Raw genomic sequence first — 18,977 nt, 5'->3', positions numbered from 1 at the left:
AACGCTAATAATGTAGGGATTAATCGTTTATAAGATAAACGTTACATGCCACAGTTTACGATAATTGTATGACTGTAACTAGCACTAGCGCTGATATTGATTTTTTTGCAAACCCTGATGAGAATAATTCTGGTTGGGATTTGCATTGTCATACCTTTTATTCCGATGGTACAAAGTCGCCAGAAGATTTGGTAAATGAAGCTAAAACTATTGGTCTTAAAGGTGTGGCTATTACAGATCACGATACTACTGCTGGTTGGAGTGATTTTAAAGAAGCTGCTAATATTGCGGATTTTCCAGTTATTTTTGGATCCGAAATCACATCTGTAGAAGGTAATATATCTGTTCATATGCTTGCTTATCGTTATAATCCAAACGACGAGTGCATTATTGAAATGTTTGATTTAACAAGGAAACGTCGTTTAAATCGTACGCGTAAAATGGTGGAGCTTATGTCTCACGATTTTCCGATTACTTGGCAAGATGTTCTTGATCAAGCAGGTAAAGGGAATCTGACTACGATTGGCAGACCACATATTGCAGATGCATTGGTTTCTGCAGGTGTTTTTGAAACAAGATCTCAGGCTTTTGCAGGGCCAGTAGCGCCTCATGGACCTTATTACATTCCTACGCCTTCTCCCAGCGTTGATGAAGTTATTAAAGTTATTAAACATGCTGGGGGAGTGAGCGTTATTGCACATCCTGCGGATTATAGTAGGAATCCTGTTATTCTTTCAGACTCTCAAATTGCTTATTACGCTAGTTTAGGTCTCGATGGTTTAGAAGTGTATCATCGTGGTAATTCTTTAACGCAAAGACAAAGACTATTTGGATTAGCAAAAGACTTGGATTTGCTTGTTACTGGCGGCTCTGATTGGCACGGAAGCGGGAAACCAAATAGTCTTGGTGAAGAAACAACTAGCGACGAAGTAGTAAGTAAAATCCTAAATCGCTAGTTTTGTAATTACAATGCGTTGAAACCAACAGTGTGTGTTGGGGTATCTCCGATTATTGCATAGGCAAAAGAGTTGCTAGGTACAACAATTTTCCTGTTATTTTTATCTGTAATGGTGATTAATTTTTCGTCTTTGATTGCATTGGTTATAATATTCTGCACGTCTTCTTCGCTTTGTTCTGATTCAAAGCTGATAGTGTCGTTTACGTGTTTAACTCCGATTGTTACCTTCATTTTGTTTCCTTTAATACTTTTGATACTTTTAATAATTGGTTTCTTTGATTTTACTTAATATTTAGCATCTAATATTTAGCATTTACGAATTACTCAGTTTGTCTTTAGCATCTTTAATAGCTTGATCTGCATCTTTTAGCATTGGGATAATAATAGTTGCTGGCTTATCTAAATCTTCATTGTTATTTTTGCCAGTATTTTCTACATTGTTATCTTTGCTTTCGATGCTGTTATTGCTCTCAATCTTGCTTTCGATGCTTCCGTCACTATTCTTGTTACTATTATCGGCGTTATTGATAATGCTATTTATAACTTGTGTTTCTAGATTATCAGCAACAGATGTAGTTTTAGTAGCATTCGTATTATCAGACTCTTTGTAAGAATCTTCTTGCGCTTGTGAATTTGAATAGTTCACTTTTGTAGGGTTTTCACTCGTGCTGTCGTTATTGCTGTTTAAAGCAATTGTCTGACTTTTAGCACTTATATTGCTCTCATTTGTGGCATCAGAAGATTCAATAGTATCGTCTTTAACTATATCTCCTACAGTTAGAGAAGACGCAGGATTTGCGCTTGAATTGTTGTTTTGATTAGCATTTGCGTTTCTAGAATTGTTTATACGCGTAAGCTCGTGAGCAAGACGTTCTACTTGTGCTTTAAAGCGCATGATCCCAGTTGTATCCGCACGCTGCAAAGCTTGAACAAAGTCGCCAACCTGCTCCATTTGAAGCCATAGGTTTGCGCGAAGCATAATCATGCTGTCTAATCTGGCTCCTAGCATTCTTCCGTAAGCGCTAAGAAGTGCATTCCTATGCTGTTCATTAAGTTTTGCAAAAATCCACGCTAAATCTCGCGCAGGATCGTTGATTTGCATGCTCTGCCAATTGGTTATTGCAGTAATCGTAGATCCAGAAAATAGAAAATCTCCATCTTTAAAACCGCCGTGAACAGGGCAAGTGTCAAATGCCCACAATCCATCGGTTTCAAGCACTCTGGACCAGTTATCGGTGATTTCAGTAGGAATGTGACCAGCTTGACGTAGCCTTTTAATCCAAGATGTTAATTGTGCGCGAATCTGACCAGTAGTAAAAGTCGGGTAGCCGCCTTTTGTTAAAAATGCTGGGCTTAGTCGGTGAATCGCGCCCATGGCTGTGCCAGCGTTTACGCAATCGTCTGTTGTAAGAAGGCTTAATTCTCTAGCGCTTCCGTTTAAATGCGGGCAAATCAATACTGTTGGATTATTAAAATCTGCCTGTCCAAGTCTTTCGCCATATAAGCTGTTTGAATCAGATTGGTTATTTTCTTGAGCAGATTGTGTAGATTGTGTAGATTGCGCAACTTTTGTATTTTGCGTATTTTGATTGTTCTGGTTTGAAAGAGAGCCAGGAACAAACTTAAGCATTTCTTCGTGTGCAAATCCAAGAGCTGCAAGTCCTTTGGTTTTTTGCAGCACCCATGCTGCTCTCGCTCTGTCGTGTAAGCGTTTTTGCCCTTTTTCCTCGGAGCTTACAAAAATGTCATAAAGGTTACCAGAAACGTCTTGAATAACGGCATGAGATATTCCCGCAGCGGCATCGGTGGCGTTTGCCTGCTCACTTTGGCGGGTTCCGGCGAATTGTACTTCTGGCATGACCGATGAGGCCAGCGCTACCAACTTGAATCTGCTTATCTGTGTCACAGTTCAACAGTAATACAAAGCAGCGAGATATAGTCAAATAACCTTTAACCACATTTGTGTTTTAATCTTTTATTTTTTCTTTGTTTGCTGTAACAATAGAAATATGATTTCTTCTCCAGAGTCATTATTGAATGATTTAGATGATTCACAGCGTGCAGCAGCCATGGCGTTAAATGGTCCTGTTCGCATTGTGGCATGCGCTGGTGCTGGTAAAACTCGCACTATTACACGCAGAATAGCGTATGCGTGTGCTAAAGGAGAATGGGATGAAAATCGCGTTTTAGCGGTAACTTTCTCTGTAAAGGCTGCTAAAGAAATGCAAGAACGTCTTAAAAAATTAGGTGTTAATAATGCGACTGTTGCAACTTTTCATTCTGCAGCATTAAAACATTTACGTAAGGTATGGGATTCAGTGTGCTCAGCTCCTTTTCCAAGAATAATGGATAATCCTAAAGAAGTTACAGAGCAAGCATTGATTCATTACACAGATCTTGCAAATATGACGTCTGTGCAAATAAGAGATATTATTTCAGAAATTGATTGGGCGAAAGTTTCGCTTATTGCACCAGATGATTATGCGAAAGCATATGCTTGTGTTCATAGAGAACTCCCTGCGGGCTTAGATGTTAAACAATTCGTAGAAGTTTATAAAGCGTACGAGATTGAAAAAAATACGCGTAATCTTATTGATTTTAACGATTTGCTCCTTTTAACCTGTCATATTTTAAGATCTTTCCCTAATGCTGCTAAACAGATTCGTAGTTTAATAGGTTGGGTTACTGTTGATGAGTATCAGGATGTTTCGCCATTGCAACATGAGCTTCTTGTACTATGGTTGGGCGATAACCGCAATATTTGCGTTGTTGGAGATCCTGCACAAACCATCTATTCTTTCGCTGGTGCTAGTAGTTACGATTTACTTGAGTTTCCAAACGAATTTGCACCAATCTACGCGGATATTAGTTTGAATACGGATTACAGGTCTACAGAACGTATTGTTGGTCTTGCTAATCGTGTTCTTTCACAATCTGCGTGTAGGCGTGATTATTTAAAATTAAAATCAAATATTAAGGGTGGCGCTCGCGTTTCCAAAAGTATTTATAATACTGATTACGATGAGGCTCTTTCTGTTGCTCAGCAGATTTCTAAAGCTGTTAAATCGGGGGATGCGCTTCCTACGGATTTTGCTATTCTTACGCGCACTAATGTTCAGCAGAATATGTTTTGTAGAACATTAGGTAGCTTGGGCTTACATTTTTCTGTTAAAAAAGATGCTGGTCTTCAACCTGATGTGCTCGATAATAATATAGATAATACAGAAGTAAGCAATTCCAATTCATCGGTTGCTGGCGACTTATCCTTTGCTGATACAGATAATAAGTTTGTAGATAATGTTTCCGAAAAGAAGCATGTTGATTTAATTAAAAAATCTTTACTTCCTGTAACTATATCTACAATTCACGCGTCTAAAGGTTTGGAATTTAAACACGTTTTTTTGGTTGGCTGTTCTGAAGGTCTTCTTCCTTTTGGATCTTCTGTTAGTAGAAGTGAAGATGAGGATGAAGAAGAACGCAGACTTATGTATGTTGCAATAACAAGAGCGGAAAAAACCTTGCATATTTCTTACGCTCTTTGCAAGGATTATGGAAGTGGTATGCAAAGAACTGTAAGTCATTTCTTAGAATAATTTGTTTAAAATAATTCTAAGAAAATCGCAAGTTTTTCCGCTCTGTTTTATTATTTCTATTCATTTATTATTCATTTGTTATTTATTTATTGTTATTTATTATTTATTTATTTATTATTCACTTATTTATTTATTTATTATTCACTTATTATTTATTTATATCTGAATCGGGATTTGAATCAGAATCAGTTTCACCGTTATCTGAATCTTCGTCAGCATTGTTGTTTGCGTCATCAGATTCGTCGTCAGACGTGTCATTAGATGCTAACAGTTTGCTTAATTCATCGTCCCAATTCACATCTTTGAGTTTCTTTTCTAAATCTTCACTATTCTTGAAGTCTTCCAAATTAGGCATATTCATGCTTGATTCTTTTGACTCTTTATTTGTTTCAGTTTCCGATTCAGAATTAGACTCAGCATTAATTTCAGCATTAGTCTCAACATTATCATTTTTCTTATTTTCATAAGAATTTTCATGTTCAGACTCGTCGTTATCAATCTTAGAAGCTGACGACTCTTCATTATCTGTAGAATCAGCCTCATAGGATTTGCTTGCCTCATCTTTGTTTGTAGAATCTGCAGAATCTATTTGCTTATTATTATCTGTGCTATTTTCATCTGTAGTATTCGTTTTTTTATCACTTGCGTTTGCCTCATCCTGAGACTCTGGTAAATCAGGCAAAAGATCAGGATGATTCCACATAGAGTCTCGCTCCTCAATGCCTTTTTCGTTTGTGATTGAATCCCATAATGCTGCAGCTTCTCGCATTCTGCGCGGTCTTAATCTCAATCCGATAAGAGATTCAAAAGTTATTTCCGAAGGTCCACCTGCAGCGCGCTCGCGTCTCATCATCTCTCTAAGTTGATCGATGTGTGGAATATGTGCCATTCCAGCACGCCAAATAACGCAATCAACCCAGCCTTCTGTAAGAGCAAGAAGTGTTTCCAGTCCTTTAAGAGCCTGTTTTTGACCCTCTGTTTCTGTATCTGCAACTTTAGAAATATCCACCGCTCCAGAAACAGCTTCTGGATCCATTTCTTGAATATCTCTAAGCTGGTCTTCTACAGCATCTAAGTCAATAGAAATACCATCTGCATACTTTATAATCAGAGCTTCAAAACGTGGCATAAGCCATGGTACAGACGCAAACAAGCGAGCGTGTGCAAGTTCGCGTAAGGCAAGATAATTCATAACTTCTGTTACGTCTAATCCCCAGGTTTTTGCATAATCTATGCAATTGTATGGAATAAGACCTCCAGCTGGATTGTTAAGTAGTGCTATACCTTGATCGAAGCTTCCATGAACCTCGTGAGATAATGCTCCAGCAGCGTATCCTAGTTGCATAGCAAAAGATGTATTTCCGAGCAATCTCATAAACTGGTCAGGTTGTTTTACCTCATCTGGCATAGGGATTGGCATAATTCCATCGTATATGCCATCCACTTCTGTATCTTGTGAATCGCCGAATCTTGCGGATATTACGCTTGTAAACGCCTCGCACACAGATTTTGCAACAGGGTTCGCGAATTTAACCCACGAATCTATTGTTCCTTCAATCCAATCAGATCTAGAAAGAATATCAGGTGTTCCTGGCGCAGGATTTAAGTTGCAACTTGTGTCTAGCCACAAGTTTGCTTGGCTAAGTGCTCTTCTGGCACAGTCTGCAACTTCAGCGTTTACGGTTCCTCCGTCGCTTGTTGATCTTTGAATAGCGATAGATTGTGCAAGCTTTTTATTTATTGGACCGTCTTCGAGAGTCACTCTCATTTCAAGAGGATTGTTTAATCCTCCTGTAGAAAAAGCTTGCATCATGGCGTGAACTTCGCCTGGTGTCGGAAGTCCTCCAATTCCACACCTTTCCTTGATGTGTTCGCGTATGTCAAAAGGGAGGTTCTCAAAGTTGTGCCATGCTTTTTCGCCTTGTTCAGAACCAAAGCAGTCGACGAGCCACTGGTGAATTTCTTCTTCGCTCATAGTTAAGTCCTTACAGTCTTAGTTAAAAGTCATCTAATATTTTCTACGTTATTTCGTATTCATTTATTAGTGTGACTTTTTGCAGCTTATTACAGATTCTACCTGATATACGGCAATTTTCATTCAATAAATCAATAATTTAAGTAACTTTTTTAATTTAATATTTTGAATGAATCCTAATTCCGTTATGCGTATGGCTTGAGTATAGAATTATTTCTTATGACTAATAAGATATTTGCTGTTTTTAATAATGGATGTATGACTGTTATAAGTTTTACGAGTAGAGTTTTTAATTATTTTGTTAAATATTTTTCTTCAAAATCCGTGCAGTATTTTATTGGACTAATCATTGGTATTCTTGCGATTATTGTGCTTTTTCTTCCTAGCGCATATGTTGTTGAAGAGCCAGGGCCAACTCAAGACGTTTTAGGAAAATCTTCTGGAAAATATGTGATAAACGTAGATAATCCTAATAATCCTAATAAAAAAGCTGCTTCAGCTGCTTCGGGTTTAAAATCGCATTCAAAAAGTGGCAAATTGCTTTTAGTCACAGTAAATACATCTGGAGTGCCAGGGTATGAGATTCCAAATATTTACGCTGTTTTATCTTGGTTTGATTCAAAAAAGCAGATTTTGCCGCGTGAGGTGTTAGTACCTGTAAATCAAAATGCAAGTGATTATAAAAAAGAAACAAATAAGCAGATGACTTCCTCGCAATCTTCTGCGCAAGTGGCGGCTTTGGATTATGCGAAGAAACATCTTAATGTGAATGTAAAAAACGTAAAAGTTAAGATGCATATAGACGATATTGGCGGTCCTTCTGCAGGAATGATGTATGCTTTGGGTATTTTAAACAAGCTAACTGGCGTAGATTTGGCTGGCGGCAAAACAATAGCAGGCACGGGAACCATTGATAATAATGGGAAAGTTGGGGCAATCGGCGGAATTCGTTTAAAGATGATATCTGCTAAAAGAGATGGTGCAAGATGGTTTCTAGCGCCAAATAGCAATTGTGATGAGGTGGTTGGCAATATTCCGCAAGGTTTAAACGTAGTAAGCGTTAAGACTTTAGATGATGCGTATAAAGCGTTGGAGAAAATTAAGGCTGGTAAAAGTATAAAGTCTTTTAAAACGTGTAATGCGAAGATGTAGAAGATGTAGAAGATGTTGCTTCATTTTTAACTCTTTATTTCTTTAACTCTTTATTTCTATTATCGAAAATCCTATATTTAGTATGTTTTATTATGCAAAGTGCTGCATATTGTGTTTTAAGACACGCCGAGTGTGATAATTTCGATGCTAAAAGCGAAAAATATAAAGTTTCCAATATATTTTTAACGTATTTTATGGTGATCTTTATAGAATCTAGGAATTTTTACGAATGTTAAAAAATGTGTAGATTTTCCTTGAATTTTCCTATGGGGGGGGGGGTACAACTGTATACGTGCTTTGCAGTAGTGCACTGTATTATTTTGCATTTGAGCGTTTGGCGCGAATTTAACTACTGGTTTTGTGGAAGCTAGGTATGCTTACGTTTATTTAACGCTTGCACGCTAGTTTTCATCGATAGTTTCGCGTTGTTTACGTAGTCGGCTTACGTTTATTTACGTAACTTGATTGCGCGCTTTTTTGCTTGCAATGCAGTGTTCTGCACCCCGGGCAATGCTTGTTGGCTTATAAAACCAACAAGCATGAGTATTCGAGCAGCTTTTAGATTTTAAGAAATCGAGGCGTTAGAATGTCACGGCTTCATGGCTTATTGAACTTGCGTAAGCAGTTTAGAATGCTTAACGCTTCTGCTTCTTCAGATAGTTGCAGACGTATTCTTTCGAAGCGTTACGTTTTCCGTGCGTTTTTAGCAATGCTCGTTGCCGCCGCCACCATAGTGACAATGCTCATAGTGCCGCCAGTAGAAGAAGCTAAGGGTTATGCAGATGGTAAAGCACCTATTCATGCTTGGTGGAATAGTTTTGGTACAGGCTTTGTGTCTGGTTCTGGCTTTGGAATAGGGGATGCTCCTAGTCAGATTGCTTCTAACGTTGAAGTTGGTCGCAATGTTTATGACTCTTCTACTGGTAGAAATAGAACTCAGATTAAATGGGAAGTGTTCTTCAATACTTACTCTCAAATGTACGAGAGTATTGTAACAGGTGAACCTTATAGCGGTAAGAGAGAAGATAAAGCGTTTGGTGGTAAAAGACCTCTTCTTATGGCTTGGCTTCCAAAAGGTATTGATAGGAAAAGTATAAAAATTAGTAGAAGGAAGTCTGGTAATAGAACTGGTTACCGTAACTATGGCTGCTGGCCTGAAACAGACAAGTGGTATAGCGCGTTTCCAAAAGATAAACAGTTTGATAAAACTGATAACGGTCGTGGATGTAGAGCAATCCAGTATCAAGAGCCTATTGTTACAATTAATAAAACATTAGATGAGTTTGTTAACAGTAGTTCTAGATGGGCTCATTCGTTCGACGGTAATTTGTATGAAGGTAAAGCTGGTAAAGAGGGTGTTGGTAAAGACCAACAGCTATTTAACTCTTATTGGGATAATGCTTTAGGTACTTCCAGACTTACATCGTATTGCGATTCGCGAGATAAGCATGACATGTGCGAAATTAGAAACTGGAAGAATGATTTCTCTACGGTTCTTGCTGACTGGGAAGTTTCAGGTAATACGGCTTTTCAGTGGAATATCACTGCGTTTGTTGATGAAAGTATGGAAAATCGCTCAGATTTAGTATTGAAGAATCTTCCGTTCTCAGCTGGATGGAACTCTGGCAAAGGTACATATTCCGAAAGCGATTTTGGAGATTTAGAAACGAAGAAAAATGGTGCTGTAGAAGTTAGAAGTAGGTGGACTTTTATTGGACCTTTCGATAGTGATGGCGATGGTATTCCAGATTCTATGGAAGGCTATGACCATAAGAATCCTGACGCTTTGCCTGATTTTAGTAATAGTGATCAGCCGCATACTGTTTTGAATAATATTACTGATCCAAATGGTAAGACTGAAATAAAATATCCTCAATATTCGTCTAGCATGATGAATGATTATGTAAAGAAGTTAAATAATCAGAATTTAAGCTCGGACACTACTTATGGTGGCGTAGAGAATGTGCCTGTTACTACGTATGGTACGCCTGTAACAATTAAGCCGTACGTTAATACTGGTTCTTGGCAGGGATGGGACTTAGGCGACTGGGATGGCCAATATTCTCTACAAAGCCATTATGGCGGTCGCTATGTTGCAGGAAAAGATACTGATACTACTACTAATATTCCATCAGATTTTCCTAACGGCTCTAGTATGAAGTATGAGCTTACTTCTATTCCACAAGGTGTTACGCAATCTAGTAGTTGTAGTACTGGTCAAAATAATTCTGACAAAGGCTGTGTGAGCATAGATAGTAAAACTGGTTATATTACGTATAATCCAGGAAAGTTGGATCGTAATTCTGAAGGTATTACTTTTAAGGTGAAGATTACGCACCCAACTCCTAGCGCTTACCAATACAACTGTAAGTATACGACACCGATGGTTCAGGAAAATGTACCTATAAAAATCAAGGTTGTTTCTAACGCCATGTTGTACAACCCGCAGTACAAGGAAACTACTGTTGCATACGATCCGAATCATAAGAAGTTTAACCCTACTGATAGCGAAGAGCCTAAGAGTGTACGAGCTAACAAAAAGCCGTGGGTTAGAGTAGGTAATCTTCCTAAAGGTTCTACCTTTAAGTTAGAGAAGTATGGTAAATACGGTTCTCCTGTGCTTGATTGGTCTAAGATTGATTCGAAAAATACAGGAAACGGCAAAGTGACGTTTAGCCCGTCTAAAACGCAAGCTGGTAAAAGTGAAAAGACGCCTGTGCTTGTTACGTACCCAGATGGTTCTACGTCTAAAGATAGTGATGCAGGTAATTATGACAAGGTCGTGTATGCTCCTGTTAAAGTTGGTGATTTGCCAATTTCAGGCGGTGACTTGAATCTTGGTTTATATGACGGGAATAGCATAAATAATAATGGTTTCTGGGGCTTTTCCTTTAGAGATAAAACGAATCCTCACGAGATCGATAAGGGTAAGAAAATAGGTCTGTCAGATAAGGATCACAAGAACCCTAATAAGGGTATTGTGTTTGATTCTTGGGCAAAGAATGGTAAAGGTCCTATTACTTTCCGCGTGATATGCCATAGGACTGATGTACCTAATTCTCCGTTCGCGTTGCTTAAGCCTAAAGAAGGAAACAAAGAAGCTAGCGGAGAGATTAACGGCTTGCATTTTGAGGATTTCCGACAGTGGATTCGAGATAACGACAAGCGTTGCAAGGGCAAGGATTGCAGTAACGATAATCTCTACCTTCACTCTAGAGAATACGAAAATGACACTATGGAGCGTTCGCGCGCGATGATTGGTGGCACGCCTAAGGAAGGCGGCTCGTACGAGTGTAAAGTATTCGCTTTCCACGAAAAGTATGATGATAAAAACGATCACGGTGGTTCACTGAAAGCATTTGATGACACGGCGAAAAATGGTGGTCCTACTGAGTATTCAATACTTTTTAATAACTATGAAAGTATTAAAGCAACAACAAAAGGCTCAGAGTGGATTACTGACAGTTTCTACTTTAAAATCAAGCTTAAAGACAACCAAAAGTACAACCCGACTTATATGAAGATGCCAACTATTCAAGCTGGTAAGTCAATTAAGGATGGTAGGTATAGCAGTCCAACAAAAGACAGTATCAGCACTGATCAGCCAAAGAGTACTAAAACTGGAAATGGTGTTCCGAAGGATGAGCAAACTAGCATTCTTGATGATGACCTTCCTGATGGCACGTGGTTTGAGATTAAAAAGCTACTTAGAAAAGTAGATGACAAAAACCATTCTGATAAGTTTACGTTGCAACAAGAGAAGGAAACTTGGTCTAGGTTTGAAGACAGTGAAGACAACGTTACGCGCGATGAGCACGGCAATCCTGTTAAGAAGAGCGGCAAAGTAGTTACTTTAGATCAGCCTAATCGCGAATACGGTTCTGTAACTTTCCACCCAGATAAGTGGCAGTCTGCTGGCGAGTATTGGGCGGAAGTTAGAGTTCACTACCCAGACGGCTCTGTATCAGACGGCGAAGGCTCTGTAAACGAGAAGCACCCTGTGTATGCGAAGGTGAATGTTACTGCTAAGTCTGGCAATAATATATTTGGTCTTAACTTGTTTAGGTATACAACGGATTCTCAATACAGAACTATCAGCGTTGAAAATGGCATAAACCTTCATCCAGGAGATTTACTCGCTGGTAACGATCGTCCTATGTTTGATTCTTACTTAACAAACGCGATTGGCAATCTTCACCAGCATATGATTTGTTCAAAGCAAAGCAAGGATGGCAAGCAAACCGATTACACGTATGGCATTCTTCCTGGTCATGTTAATAATGAGAAGTCGCAGAAAGATAGCGAAAAAGACGGATTGCGACTTTTGGAACCGCAGACGATTTGGAAGCATTCATCACTTAAGGATCAGTTTGAGTGCAATACTAATGGCAAAAAGTGCAAGTCTGATACTTACTTATACGATGACTGGGTTGATAGCGATAAAAGCTATAACACTTTTGAGCGCACGCACGGATCTTTCGGCGGCGTGGCGCAAAAGACAGGCGACTATGTGTGCAAAGTCTACGTTATAAAGGGCGATCAGAAGAAGTCGGATGCGTTTAAGAATGCTGTTGAGGCTAATATCAAATCTAAGAAGAACGAAGACCCAGTTACAAGCGTTCTTAACGCTAGAGGTAATCCATATGGCAAAGAAGGCGAAGGCTACAAAATTGGCGCATTCTCTGTTCATATTCATAAGGACAACCAGCTGTACAACCCGACTTATACAAAGATGCCAACGATTTTGGCGGGTAGTACTTTTGACAAGAACCTTAAGAATCACAAGGCTGACATAAGCTCTGACACTCCGCGAAGCAAGAAGATTGTTAAAGACAGCAATAATCATGACGTTAATGCTAACGGCGTTCCAAAAGAGGATTTGGTTAACGTTAAGGAAGGCGCTCTGCCTGCTGGCACTTGGTACGAGATTAAGCGCTTTGTTAAGGCTGGCGATATTAAAAACTCGAAAGCAAAGAGTTTGCCTTGGGCTAACTTTGAAGACGGCGAAGATAACAAAGCTGATGGCAAGTCGGAAGCAGCCAGCAAGGACGCCACCGGCAAAGGCTCCGTCACCTTCCGCCCAGATAAGTGGCAGGATGATGGCGAGTATTGGGCTGAGATTAGGGTTCACTACCCGGATGGCTCTGTTTCGGACGGCGATGACTCCATCAACAAAGATCACCCTATCTACGCAAAGGTTAAGGTTACTAGACCAGATATTAGCGCTGGCGATTTGCATGTTGACGTGTACAAGTACTTTGACCATACAGCGTATAATTCCGATACCAATAAAGGCAGAGTCGACTCCGCAGATAACATTGCGAATGTTGACAACAAGGTTGGCGTTACTGTTATGCGCGGAATCGGCTTGCTGAATGACCTTGGTGTTGACTCATGGTCTACAAATAAGCGCGGCGGCATTACTCTAAGAACGTTGTGCAGGGATGCGAATGAGCCAGCTAAGGGCAGTGGTAATAAGTCTCAGGTTTGGAGCGAAAATCTAAATAAACTGTTCTTTAAGCTTAACGGCGGCGATAGTCAGAAAGTGTGGGGGCATGCGAACTTCCGGCAGCAGGAAACTTGCCGTAAGAACGGTAATAAGGGTGATGGCTGCGTTACTGATGTAGCTAACCCTATGCTTTTTGACAGCACTCGCGGAACTATGGAACGCTCACGCGGATTTATTTCAAACACTAAAGCGCCTACGGAGACTGGAAAATACTATTGTGCAGTGTTTGCGTTGAAGCCAGATGCTTTGACTGAGTACAAGAATGCTGTGAAGAAAGGCACGATTAGTGTTGTGAATAATAGCGATATTGTTAGCGCTATGAGCTTTAAGGGCGAGAGCGGTATTGACTATGCTGCAAAATTCTTCCCAGTGTACGTGGTGAAACCATTCAAATTACCAAAGACGGGCGGCGTGAACTGGAACATGTTTCTTGGTGGTGTTGTGTTTGTTGGCACTTCTCTGATGTTTATTGCATTGTTGCTTGATCAAAGCAAGTGGGGGCGTGCGCTCATCGCTGAGATTATCAAGATTATTAAAGTTTTTATCCGCAAAACCGCTAGAAAATGGCGCATTGAAAGGTGGCGATGCTGATGAAAATTTTCTGCAGCGCAAAAACTGCAGTATCAACGTTCCATGTGCTGGCAATGGCATTGCGTAGTTGCGTTACATAGTGATGTTACATAGCAATGGCAATTATGCCGAAGCATGGTTCGGATTTAATCTTGCTGCGCGCGGCGCAAATCGTAGCCGCCGACAGAGTTCATACAACTTGCAATGGCTCCGCCGACCGTGCGCAACACAAAACAGAAAACTTATCTCTTAAACCTGCTCGAAAGAGCAATAAAAAAGGAGAAATTATGAACAAGATAACTAAGCAATGCGTGGCGGCAATCGCCTCGCTCGCAATGGCTGGCACGCTGTGCGTTGCTGGCGCCGTGGTGGCTGGCAACTCAGCTTGGGCTGTGGATGCATCTTGCAATGCTGGCGCGCCTTGGTCTGATGCATGCAAGAATGAAAAAGGTTCTATCACAATCACCAAGTATAAGGATGAAACCAATGATCAAGGTGTGCAGACAAAGAAAACCAAGGTTACTGGTGCAAAGTTTAAGGTTTACAAAGTAACCAACTTTGATTTAACCAGTTATGATAAGTGGCTTGAAGTTGCTGCTAAAGTCACATCTCTTAACACTAATCCAAACGATTCTTCTGCTGGTTTAAACTTTGATAACGGAACTGAACAGGCTACAAAAGATGGTGTTGCAAAGTTTGATCAGTTGGGTATCGGCTTATACAAAGTTGAAGAAACAAGTGTTCCAGATGGATACGAAAAGCTTCCAGAACCATTCTTCATGACTATTCCAGAGATTACCAGTGGTAAAAAAGGCACAGAATATAATTACAATCCAACTGTCGATCCTAAGAATGCATATACTAAAGATGCTATTAAGAAGACTGTTGATACTACGGGAATGGTTGGCACAAAGGATGATTTGCCATATACCATTTCAACTTCTGTAGTCACAAATAGTGGTACGCCTGTTAAAGATCGTACGGCTGATGATTATCAAGGCTTTGCTGTGTGGGATGACGCGTTGACTAAAGCATATGATGCCAATGCGAACGTTGTGCAGAAAGTTAAGATCGGTAATTCTGAAATTACGAATACTAAAGGCAAAGAGGATAAGTATATAGTAGCAGTTAGTAATACGCCTGATGATAATAATCGTAAGCGTATTACCGTATCGTTTACAGATACAGGTCTTGGTGAAATTGCTACGGCTCTTAAGACTTCGCCAAATGCAAAGTTAACTGTTGATCTTAAATTCACTCTTAAAGAAGGAGTTGATTCTGGCGAACTCGTTAACAAGTATGGTTATCAGCCAGGATATAAGAAAGGTACTCCTGAAAATGAAAAGCCAAAGCCTGTTAACCCAAACCCAGGCAACGAATCTAAGGTAACTCTTGTCAAATTCCAGATTAAGAAGATAAGCAGTACTAACGGAACACCTATTAAGGGTGCTAAGTTTGCTGTGTTCGCAAAGGAAGATGAGGCAAGTGCATGTGCTGCTGATGCTTCTCGTTCTGAAGCTAAATGCAAAAACAAGTCTTCTAAGGGATTTGCTACTGATACTGAGACGGCTGATAATACTGGTTTGACAGCAGCTGGATTTAAAGCAAAAGTTGGACAAAAGTTCTACGTTGTGGAAACTAAGGCTCCAGACAAATATGTCTTGGCTCCAAAAGTTGAAGAAGTTACTATTCCTACGGAATACACAAAAGATGCTAAGTATGATAGTAGTACGCAAACATTTGTTTACTCGTTCAAGGATGTTCCAACGAGCGACAATGGCATTGACCACTGGTTCAAGCTTCCTAAGACTGGTGCTTATGGCGTGATTATCTTCGCCATCATCGGTTTGGGCTTGGTTGGCGCTGGCACATTCATGTACATGCGCAACAATCGCAAGAAGGAAGAAGAGCAGGCTGCCTGATTTGCTCAGTTTGATGAGTAAATCATAAACGATTGAGTCTATAACGATTGAGTCTAGGGCAAAAACCCTAGACTCAATCCTATGTGGACTGTTAAAGCAACAAAACCCGTCGTTTTCCGCTTTTTGTTGTTGATTTTGTGGTTTTAAGCAACATTTTCGGTAAGTTTTTCCCGATTTTGTTGTTAATTTTGCCGTTTTGAGCAACAAAAAGCACAAAATCCCACTGCGTTTGTAGCAAAATCAAACCAAATATTATCTTTCATTAAATAGCTTGAGCTTGGAGGAGTTATGAAGCTAGCCGATATTAGCAATTGGTGCCACTCGTTGAGCGAGCGCGCTGTTGCTAAATTGTTTAAGAATAAGGCGAAGCGTACCTCCAGTGTGGCTAGCACGAGCAGTGTGGCTGGTGCGAGTGATTTGCTAGCGGAAGAATCGCAAGCAGCCGAAGAGCAAACTCAAAGATCCAACTCAAGCCAAAAAACACAGAAAAACTTAAAAACACAGAAAACTTTTATACATCGCATAATTGAGCCGATTGCGTTAGTGCTAGCAGGCGTATTGTTCTTCAGCTACCCAGTGGCGTCAACACTGTGGAACAACCACGTGTCTAAACAAATTTCCATAGATTACGACAAAGTAAGCTACAATCAGGCCGCTGGCGTGCGAGAATCTATTCTAAGAAGTGCGCGAAAATACAATGCGCGCAGAAAAAAATTCTTTACAGCCGACCCGTATGACGGAAGTGATAATTACAAAAAAACAGCAGACTATAAGTCATATATCAAACAACTAGACGAACCAATGGGAATTATGGGAATCATAAAAATCCCGAAAATTGGCGTAAAACTACCAATTTATCATGGCACTTCGCGCGATGTTCTAGCTCGCGGAGCAGGGCATTTGTATGGTACAGATTTACCTGTGGGCGGCAAAAACAGGCATACCGTTATTACAGCTCATACTGGTTTGCCTACGGCAACTATGTTTGACGGTTTAATCGACATGAAGCGTGGAGACTACTTCTACATTGATGTACAGGGCGATACAATGCGCTACAGGGTGTTTCGCATTAGTGTTGTAGACCCGCAGGATATCAGTTTGCTGCAGCGTGAGCCTGGGCGCGATTTGGCGACTTTGCTTACATGCACGCCGTATGGTGTGAACTCGCATAGGCTACTGGTTACGGGGTATCGCGTGCTGCCGGACCCAGCGCACGCTCCAGAAGATCATCTTCAGTGGCCCCTTTGGATGACGCTGTTTGTAGCTGCTATGATTCTTTCGCTGTTGATAATTTCAATCATGGTAACTGGGTACTTACAAAAGCGTAAGAATAAATCAGATTTGCGCGGCAAACACATACTGCGCGAGACCTGCCTTCGCGATTAAAGCGTAACGCGCGAACGATTTTCCCGAGATTGTTTACGTATTTGGTGGTTTTGGGAACAAACGCGGGGAAAAAATAAACAAACATGGGAGAAGTACGCTAACCAAGAAAAGCGGAAAGTGGGCGATGAGGGACTCGAACCCCCGACATCCACCGTGTAAAGGTGGCGCTCTAGCCAGCTGAGCTAATCGCCCGCTTGAAACAAGATACAGTATGGTGTGTACTAGATGCGTGATTCGCGATTTGCGTGTGTCTTTCAGAGTTTGTGTTTTGCGTTTTGAAGCGTCTTAACAATCGCGTAGAGTATATTCAATAATGATATGTTCAGGAGGTCTATTGTTTATGGCAAGTAAACCCGATACTGCGCGTAATTCTTCTGGTATTGAGCGCGTAGGTAAGCGCAAGAAGGGTTACAGCGTAGAGCAAGTTAATGATTTTCTTGAGCGTGCCCATTCTTTGTATGAGTCCGACGACATTCGTCTTACACAAAAAGATATTCAAGACGTGTCCTTCGATTTAGAAGATGAAGGATACGCTATTCCTCAAGTTGATGCGGCTCTTTCTAGGTTGGAACGTGCTGTTGTAGATAAAACAACCGAATACGAAATTTCTCATCGCGGTAGAATCGTTTGGAAAGCACAAGCCGATAGTGAATACCGTGTTTTGCTTAATCATTCTCAGCGTGATTACAAGATGCGTTTTGATTCTGGTCAATCTCGCAAGCCTTCGTATGATAAAAAACAGGTCGATAATGTTGTTAATAAGACCTTAGATAAGATTTCTATTCTTCTTGGATATAAGCCAACGTGGGGTAATAGTTCAAGCGATCTTGATGGCATTGACGCAATGTTTGTTTCTAACGTGTTGTTTACACAGCGTTCTGGTAAACATGGATATGATGAGCGTCAAGTGGATTATTATTTGAACGCTTGCATACGATTGCTTAGTAGGCTTGAATCTTACGATCGTGTTTCTAAGTACCTAGATTTTGATTCTAATGGTGCTGCCGCATCTTCTGTTAACGCAGCATATAGTCAGACGACGCCACAGCCTGTGCAATCTGCAAATCCTATGCCTCCATCTATTCCCGTTGAGCATAATGCGGATTCGTTTGTAGTAAATCCTGTTCAAAATACTGTTGAAGCAGATAATCCTGTTGCAAATGATATTTTTTCTAGAACTACAGTTGATGAAGTAGATTCGCATCATATTAGTGCAGATAGTGTGCCAGTCGTTGAGCATGTGGCAGATAGTGATAATAGTTCTGCACAGCATATTGAAGATATGCCTCAAGATAGGCAAAGCATTTTCGCACCTGTAGACAACAGTGTTGATAACAATAGTGGTGCTTCTCTTAACGATTTGCACCATGGGGATAGGGCTATTTTTACGCCTCATTCTGCTAATGTAGAGCCTAATGATGATACTGATGACGAGATGTCTCAGGCTTCTACTGTTATGCCTCCTACGTTCCCACCATCGTATGCTCCGAAAGATTCCTATTCGCAGACTTATACAAGAGACAGTGCTATTCCAGCTGCACCTAGCCAAGATTCTTATAGTCAGAATCATGTTAATGCTGCTAATGCTAATGCTGTTAATACTAAAGATGATGATAAGAATGATTCAAAGAATAGTGCTTCAAACCCTGTTGGTGATTTGAATTTGTCTCTTCTTGCATCTCCTAAATTTGAGCCGTCGCAAAGTCTCAATCTAGATATTCCAGATCTTTCATTCCCAGTTATGAATCATTTTAATGCTTCTTCTGAAGATTTTAATGCTAACAATGCTGGCAATAATGATTCAGATGATTTGGATGATACTGGCGAATCTAATTTCGGTGGTTTTGTGAATCCAAGCCACAACTGATCTATAAAAATACTTTGGATTAGCAGATTAAGAGTTTTTGATTTT

At 40.3% G+C, this 18,977-nt stretch carries 10 protein-coding genes and 1 tRNA gene; 7 read left to right on the top strand and 4 right to left on the bottom strand.

Translation table 11 applies throughout. The annotated features are described in order from the left end of the window. The first annotated feature begins 68 nt into the window (after positions 1–68). Positions 69–956, top strand: coding sequence for a PHP domain-containing protein (locus P0106_RS00685; protein WP_004116862.1), 888 nt, complete (start codon positions 69–71; stop codon positions 954–956). Between the two features lie 8 nt (positions 957–964). Here the strand turns inward: P0106_RS00685 and P0106_RS00680 are convergent, their stop codons facing one another. Together P0106_RS00680 and P0106_RS00675 are read right to left on the bottom strand one after the other, a co-directional pair. Continuing rightward, positions 965–1,189, bottom strand: a complete 225-nt coding sequence (locus P0106_RS00680; protein ID WP_004112344.1) for a DUF3107 domain-containing protein — start codon at positions 1,187–1,189, stop codon at positions 965–967. Between the two features lie 82 nt (positions 1,190–1,271). Beyond that, on the bottom strand, positions 1,272–2,816 hold the full coding sequence (locus tag P0106_RS00675) for a phosphotransferase (protein WP_004112347.1): 1,545 nt from the start codon (positions 2,814–2,816) through the stop codon (positions 1,272–1,274). A 151-nt stretch (positions 2,817–2,967) separates the two neighbouring features. Here P0106_RS00675 and P0106_RS00670 point away from each other — a divergent pair, with 151 nt between their 5' ends. Continuing rightward, the gene (locus P0106_RS00670; protein WP_248911956.1) at positions 2,968–4,551 is read left to right on the top strand and encodes an ATP-dependent helicase; all 1,584 of its coding nucleotides are present in this window, start codon (positions 2,968–2,970) and stop codon (positions 4,549–4,551) included. Between the two features lie 148 nt (positions 4,552–4,699). On the opposite strand, the gene P0106_RS00665 is transcribed toward P0106_RS00670, so the two are convergent. After that, positions 4,700–6,526: a zinc-dependent metalloprotease gene (locus P0106_RS00665; RefSeq protein WP_020760564.1), complete on the bottom strand. Its 1,827-nt coding sequence runs from the start codon at positions 6,524–6,526 to the stop codon at positions 4,700–4,702. A 219-nt stretch (positions 6,527–6,745) separates the two neighbouring features. On the opposite strand from P0106_RS00665, the gene P0106_RS00660 reads away from it, so the two are divergent. The 4 genes from P0106_RS00660 to P0106_RS00645 all read left to right on the top strand — a co-directional run bounded on the left by P0106_RS00660 (position 6,746) and on the right by P0106_RS00645 (position 17,065). Further along, entirely contained in the window at positions 6,746–7,678 is a 933-nt protein-coding gene (locus P0106_RS00660; protein ID WP_020759876.1) for a S16 family serine protease, read from the top strand. Between the two features lie 631 nt (positions 7,679–8,309). Then, positions 8,310–13,778 carry a Rib/alpha-like domain-containing protein gene (locus tag P0106_RS00655; RefSeq protein ID WP_473730347.1) on the top strand — a complete coding sequence of 1,823 codons (5,469 nt, stop codon included), beginning with the start codon at positions 8,310–8,312 and terminating at the stop codon, positions 13,776–13,778. A 266-nt stretch (positions 13,779–14,044) separates the two neighbouring features. Further along, the gene (locus P0106_RS00650; RefSeq protein ID WP_473730346.1) at positions 14,045–15,679 is read left to right on the top strand and encodes a SpaH/EbpB family LPXTG-anchored major pilin; all 1,635 of its coding nucleotides are present in this window, start codon (positions 14,045–14,047) and stop codon (positions 15,677–15,679) included. A gap of 288 nt (positions 15,680–15,967) precedes the next feature. Continuing rightward, positions 15,968–17,065: a class C sortase gene (locus P0106_RS00645; protein ID WP_473730313.1), complete on the top strand. Its 1,098-nt coding sequence runs from the start codon at positions 15,968–15,970 to the stop codon at positions 17,063–17,065. Between the two features lie 118 nt (positions 17,066–17,183). Here P0106_RS00645 and P0106_RS00640 read toward each other — a convergent pair. Continuing rightward, positions 17,184–17,257: transfer RNA gene (locus P0106_RS00640), tRNA-Val, on the bottom strand. A gap of 148 nt (positions 17,258–17,405) precedes the next feature. Between P0106_RS00640 and P0106_RS00635 the strand changes: the two genes are divergently transcribed. Further along, positions 17,406–18,932, top strand: coding sequence for a DivIVA domain-containing protein (locus tag P0106_RS00635; RefSeq protein ID WP_048730416.1), 1,527 nt, complete (start codon positions 17,406–17,408; stop codon positions 18,930–18,932). The last annotated feature ends 45 nt before the right edge of the window (positions 18,933–18,977 follow it).

The sequence above is a fragment of the Gardnerella sp. c11Ua_71 genome, from assembly GCF_055818025.1.
Note: the sequence above shows the minus strand (reverse complement) of the source record. Positions and strands in the feature narration are given on the sequence as shown.

Bases quoted from the DNA above. Each gene is read 5' to 3' on its own strand.
- P0106_RS00685 (WP_004116862.1), top strand. From the start codon at position 69: ATGACTGTAACTAGCACTAGCGCTGATATTGATTTTTTTGCAAACCCT.
- P0106_RS00680 (WP_004112344.1), bottom strand. From the start codon at position 1,189: ATGAAGGTAACAATCGGAGTTAAACACGTAAACGACACTATCAGCTTT.
- P0106_RS00675 (WP_004112347.1), bottom strand. From the start codon at position 2,816: ATGCCAGAAGTACAATTCGCCGGAACCCGCCAAAGTGAGCAGGCAAAC.
- P0106_RS00670 (WP_248911956.1), top strand. From the start codon at position 2,968: ATGATTTCTTCTCCAGAGTCATTATTGAATGATTTAGATGATTCACAG.
- P0106_RS00665 (WP_020760564.1), bottom strand. From the start codon at position 6,526: ATGAGCGAAGAAGAAATTCACCAGTGGCTCGTCGACTGCTTTGGTTCT.
- P0106_RS00660 (WP_020759876.1), top strand. From the start codon at position 6,746: ATGACTAATAAGATATTTGCTGTTTTTAATAATGGATGTATGACTGTT.
- P0106_RS00655 (WP_473730347.1), top strand. From the start codon at position 8,310: ATGCTTAACGCTTCTGCTTCTTCAGATAGTTGCAGACGTATTCTTTCG.
- P0106_RS00650 (WP_473730346.1), top strand. From the start codon at position 14,045: ATGAACAAGATAACTAAGCAATGCGTGGCGGCAATCGCCTCGCTCGCA.
- P0106_RS00645 (WP_473730313.1), top strand. From the start codon at position 15,968: ATGAAGCTAGCCGATATTAGCAATTGGTGCCACTCGTTGAGCGAGCGC.
- P0106_RS00635 (WP_048730416.1), top strand. From the start codon at position 17,406: ATGGCAAGTAAACCCGATACTGCGCGTAATTCTTCTGGTATTGAGCGC.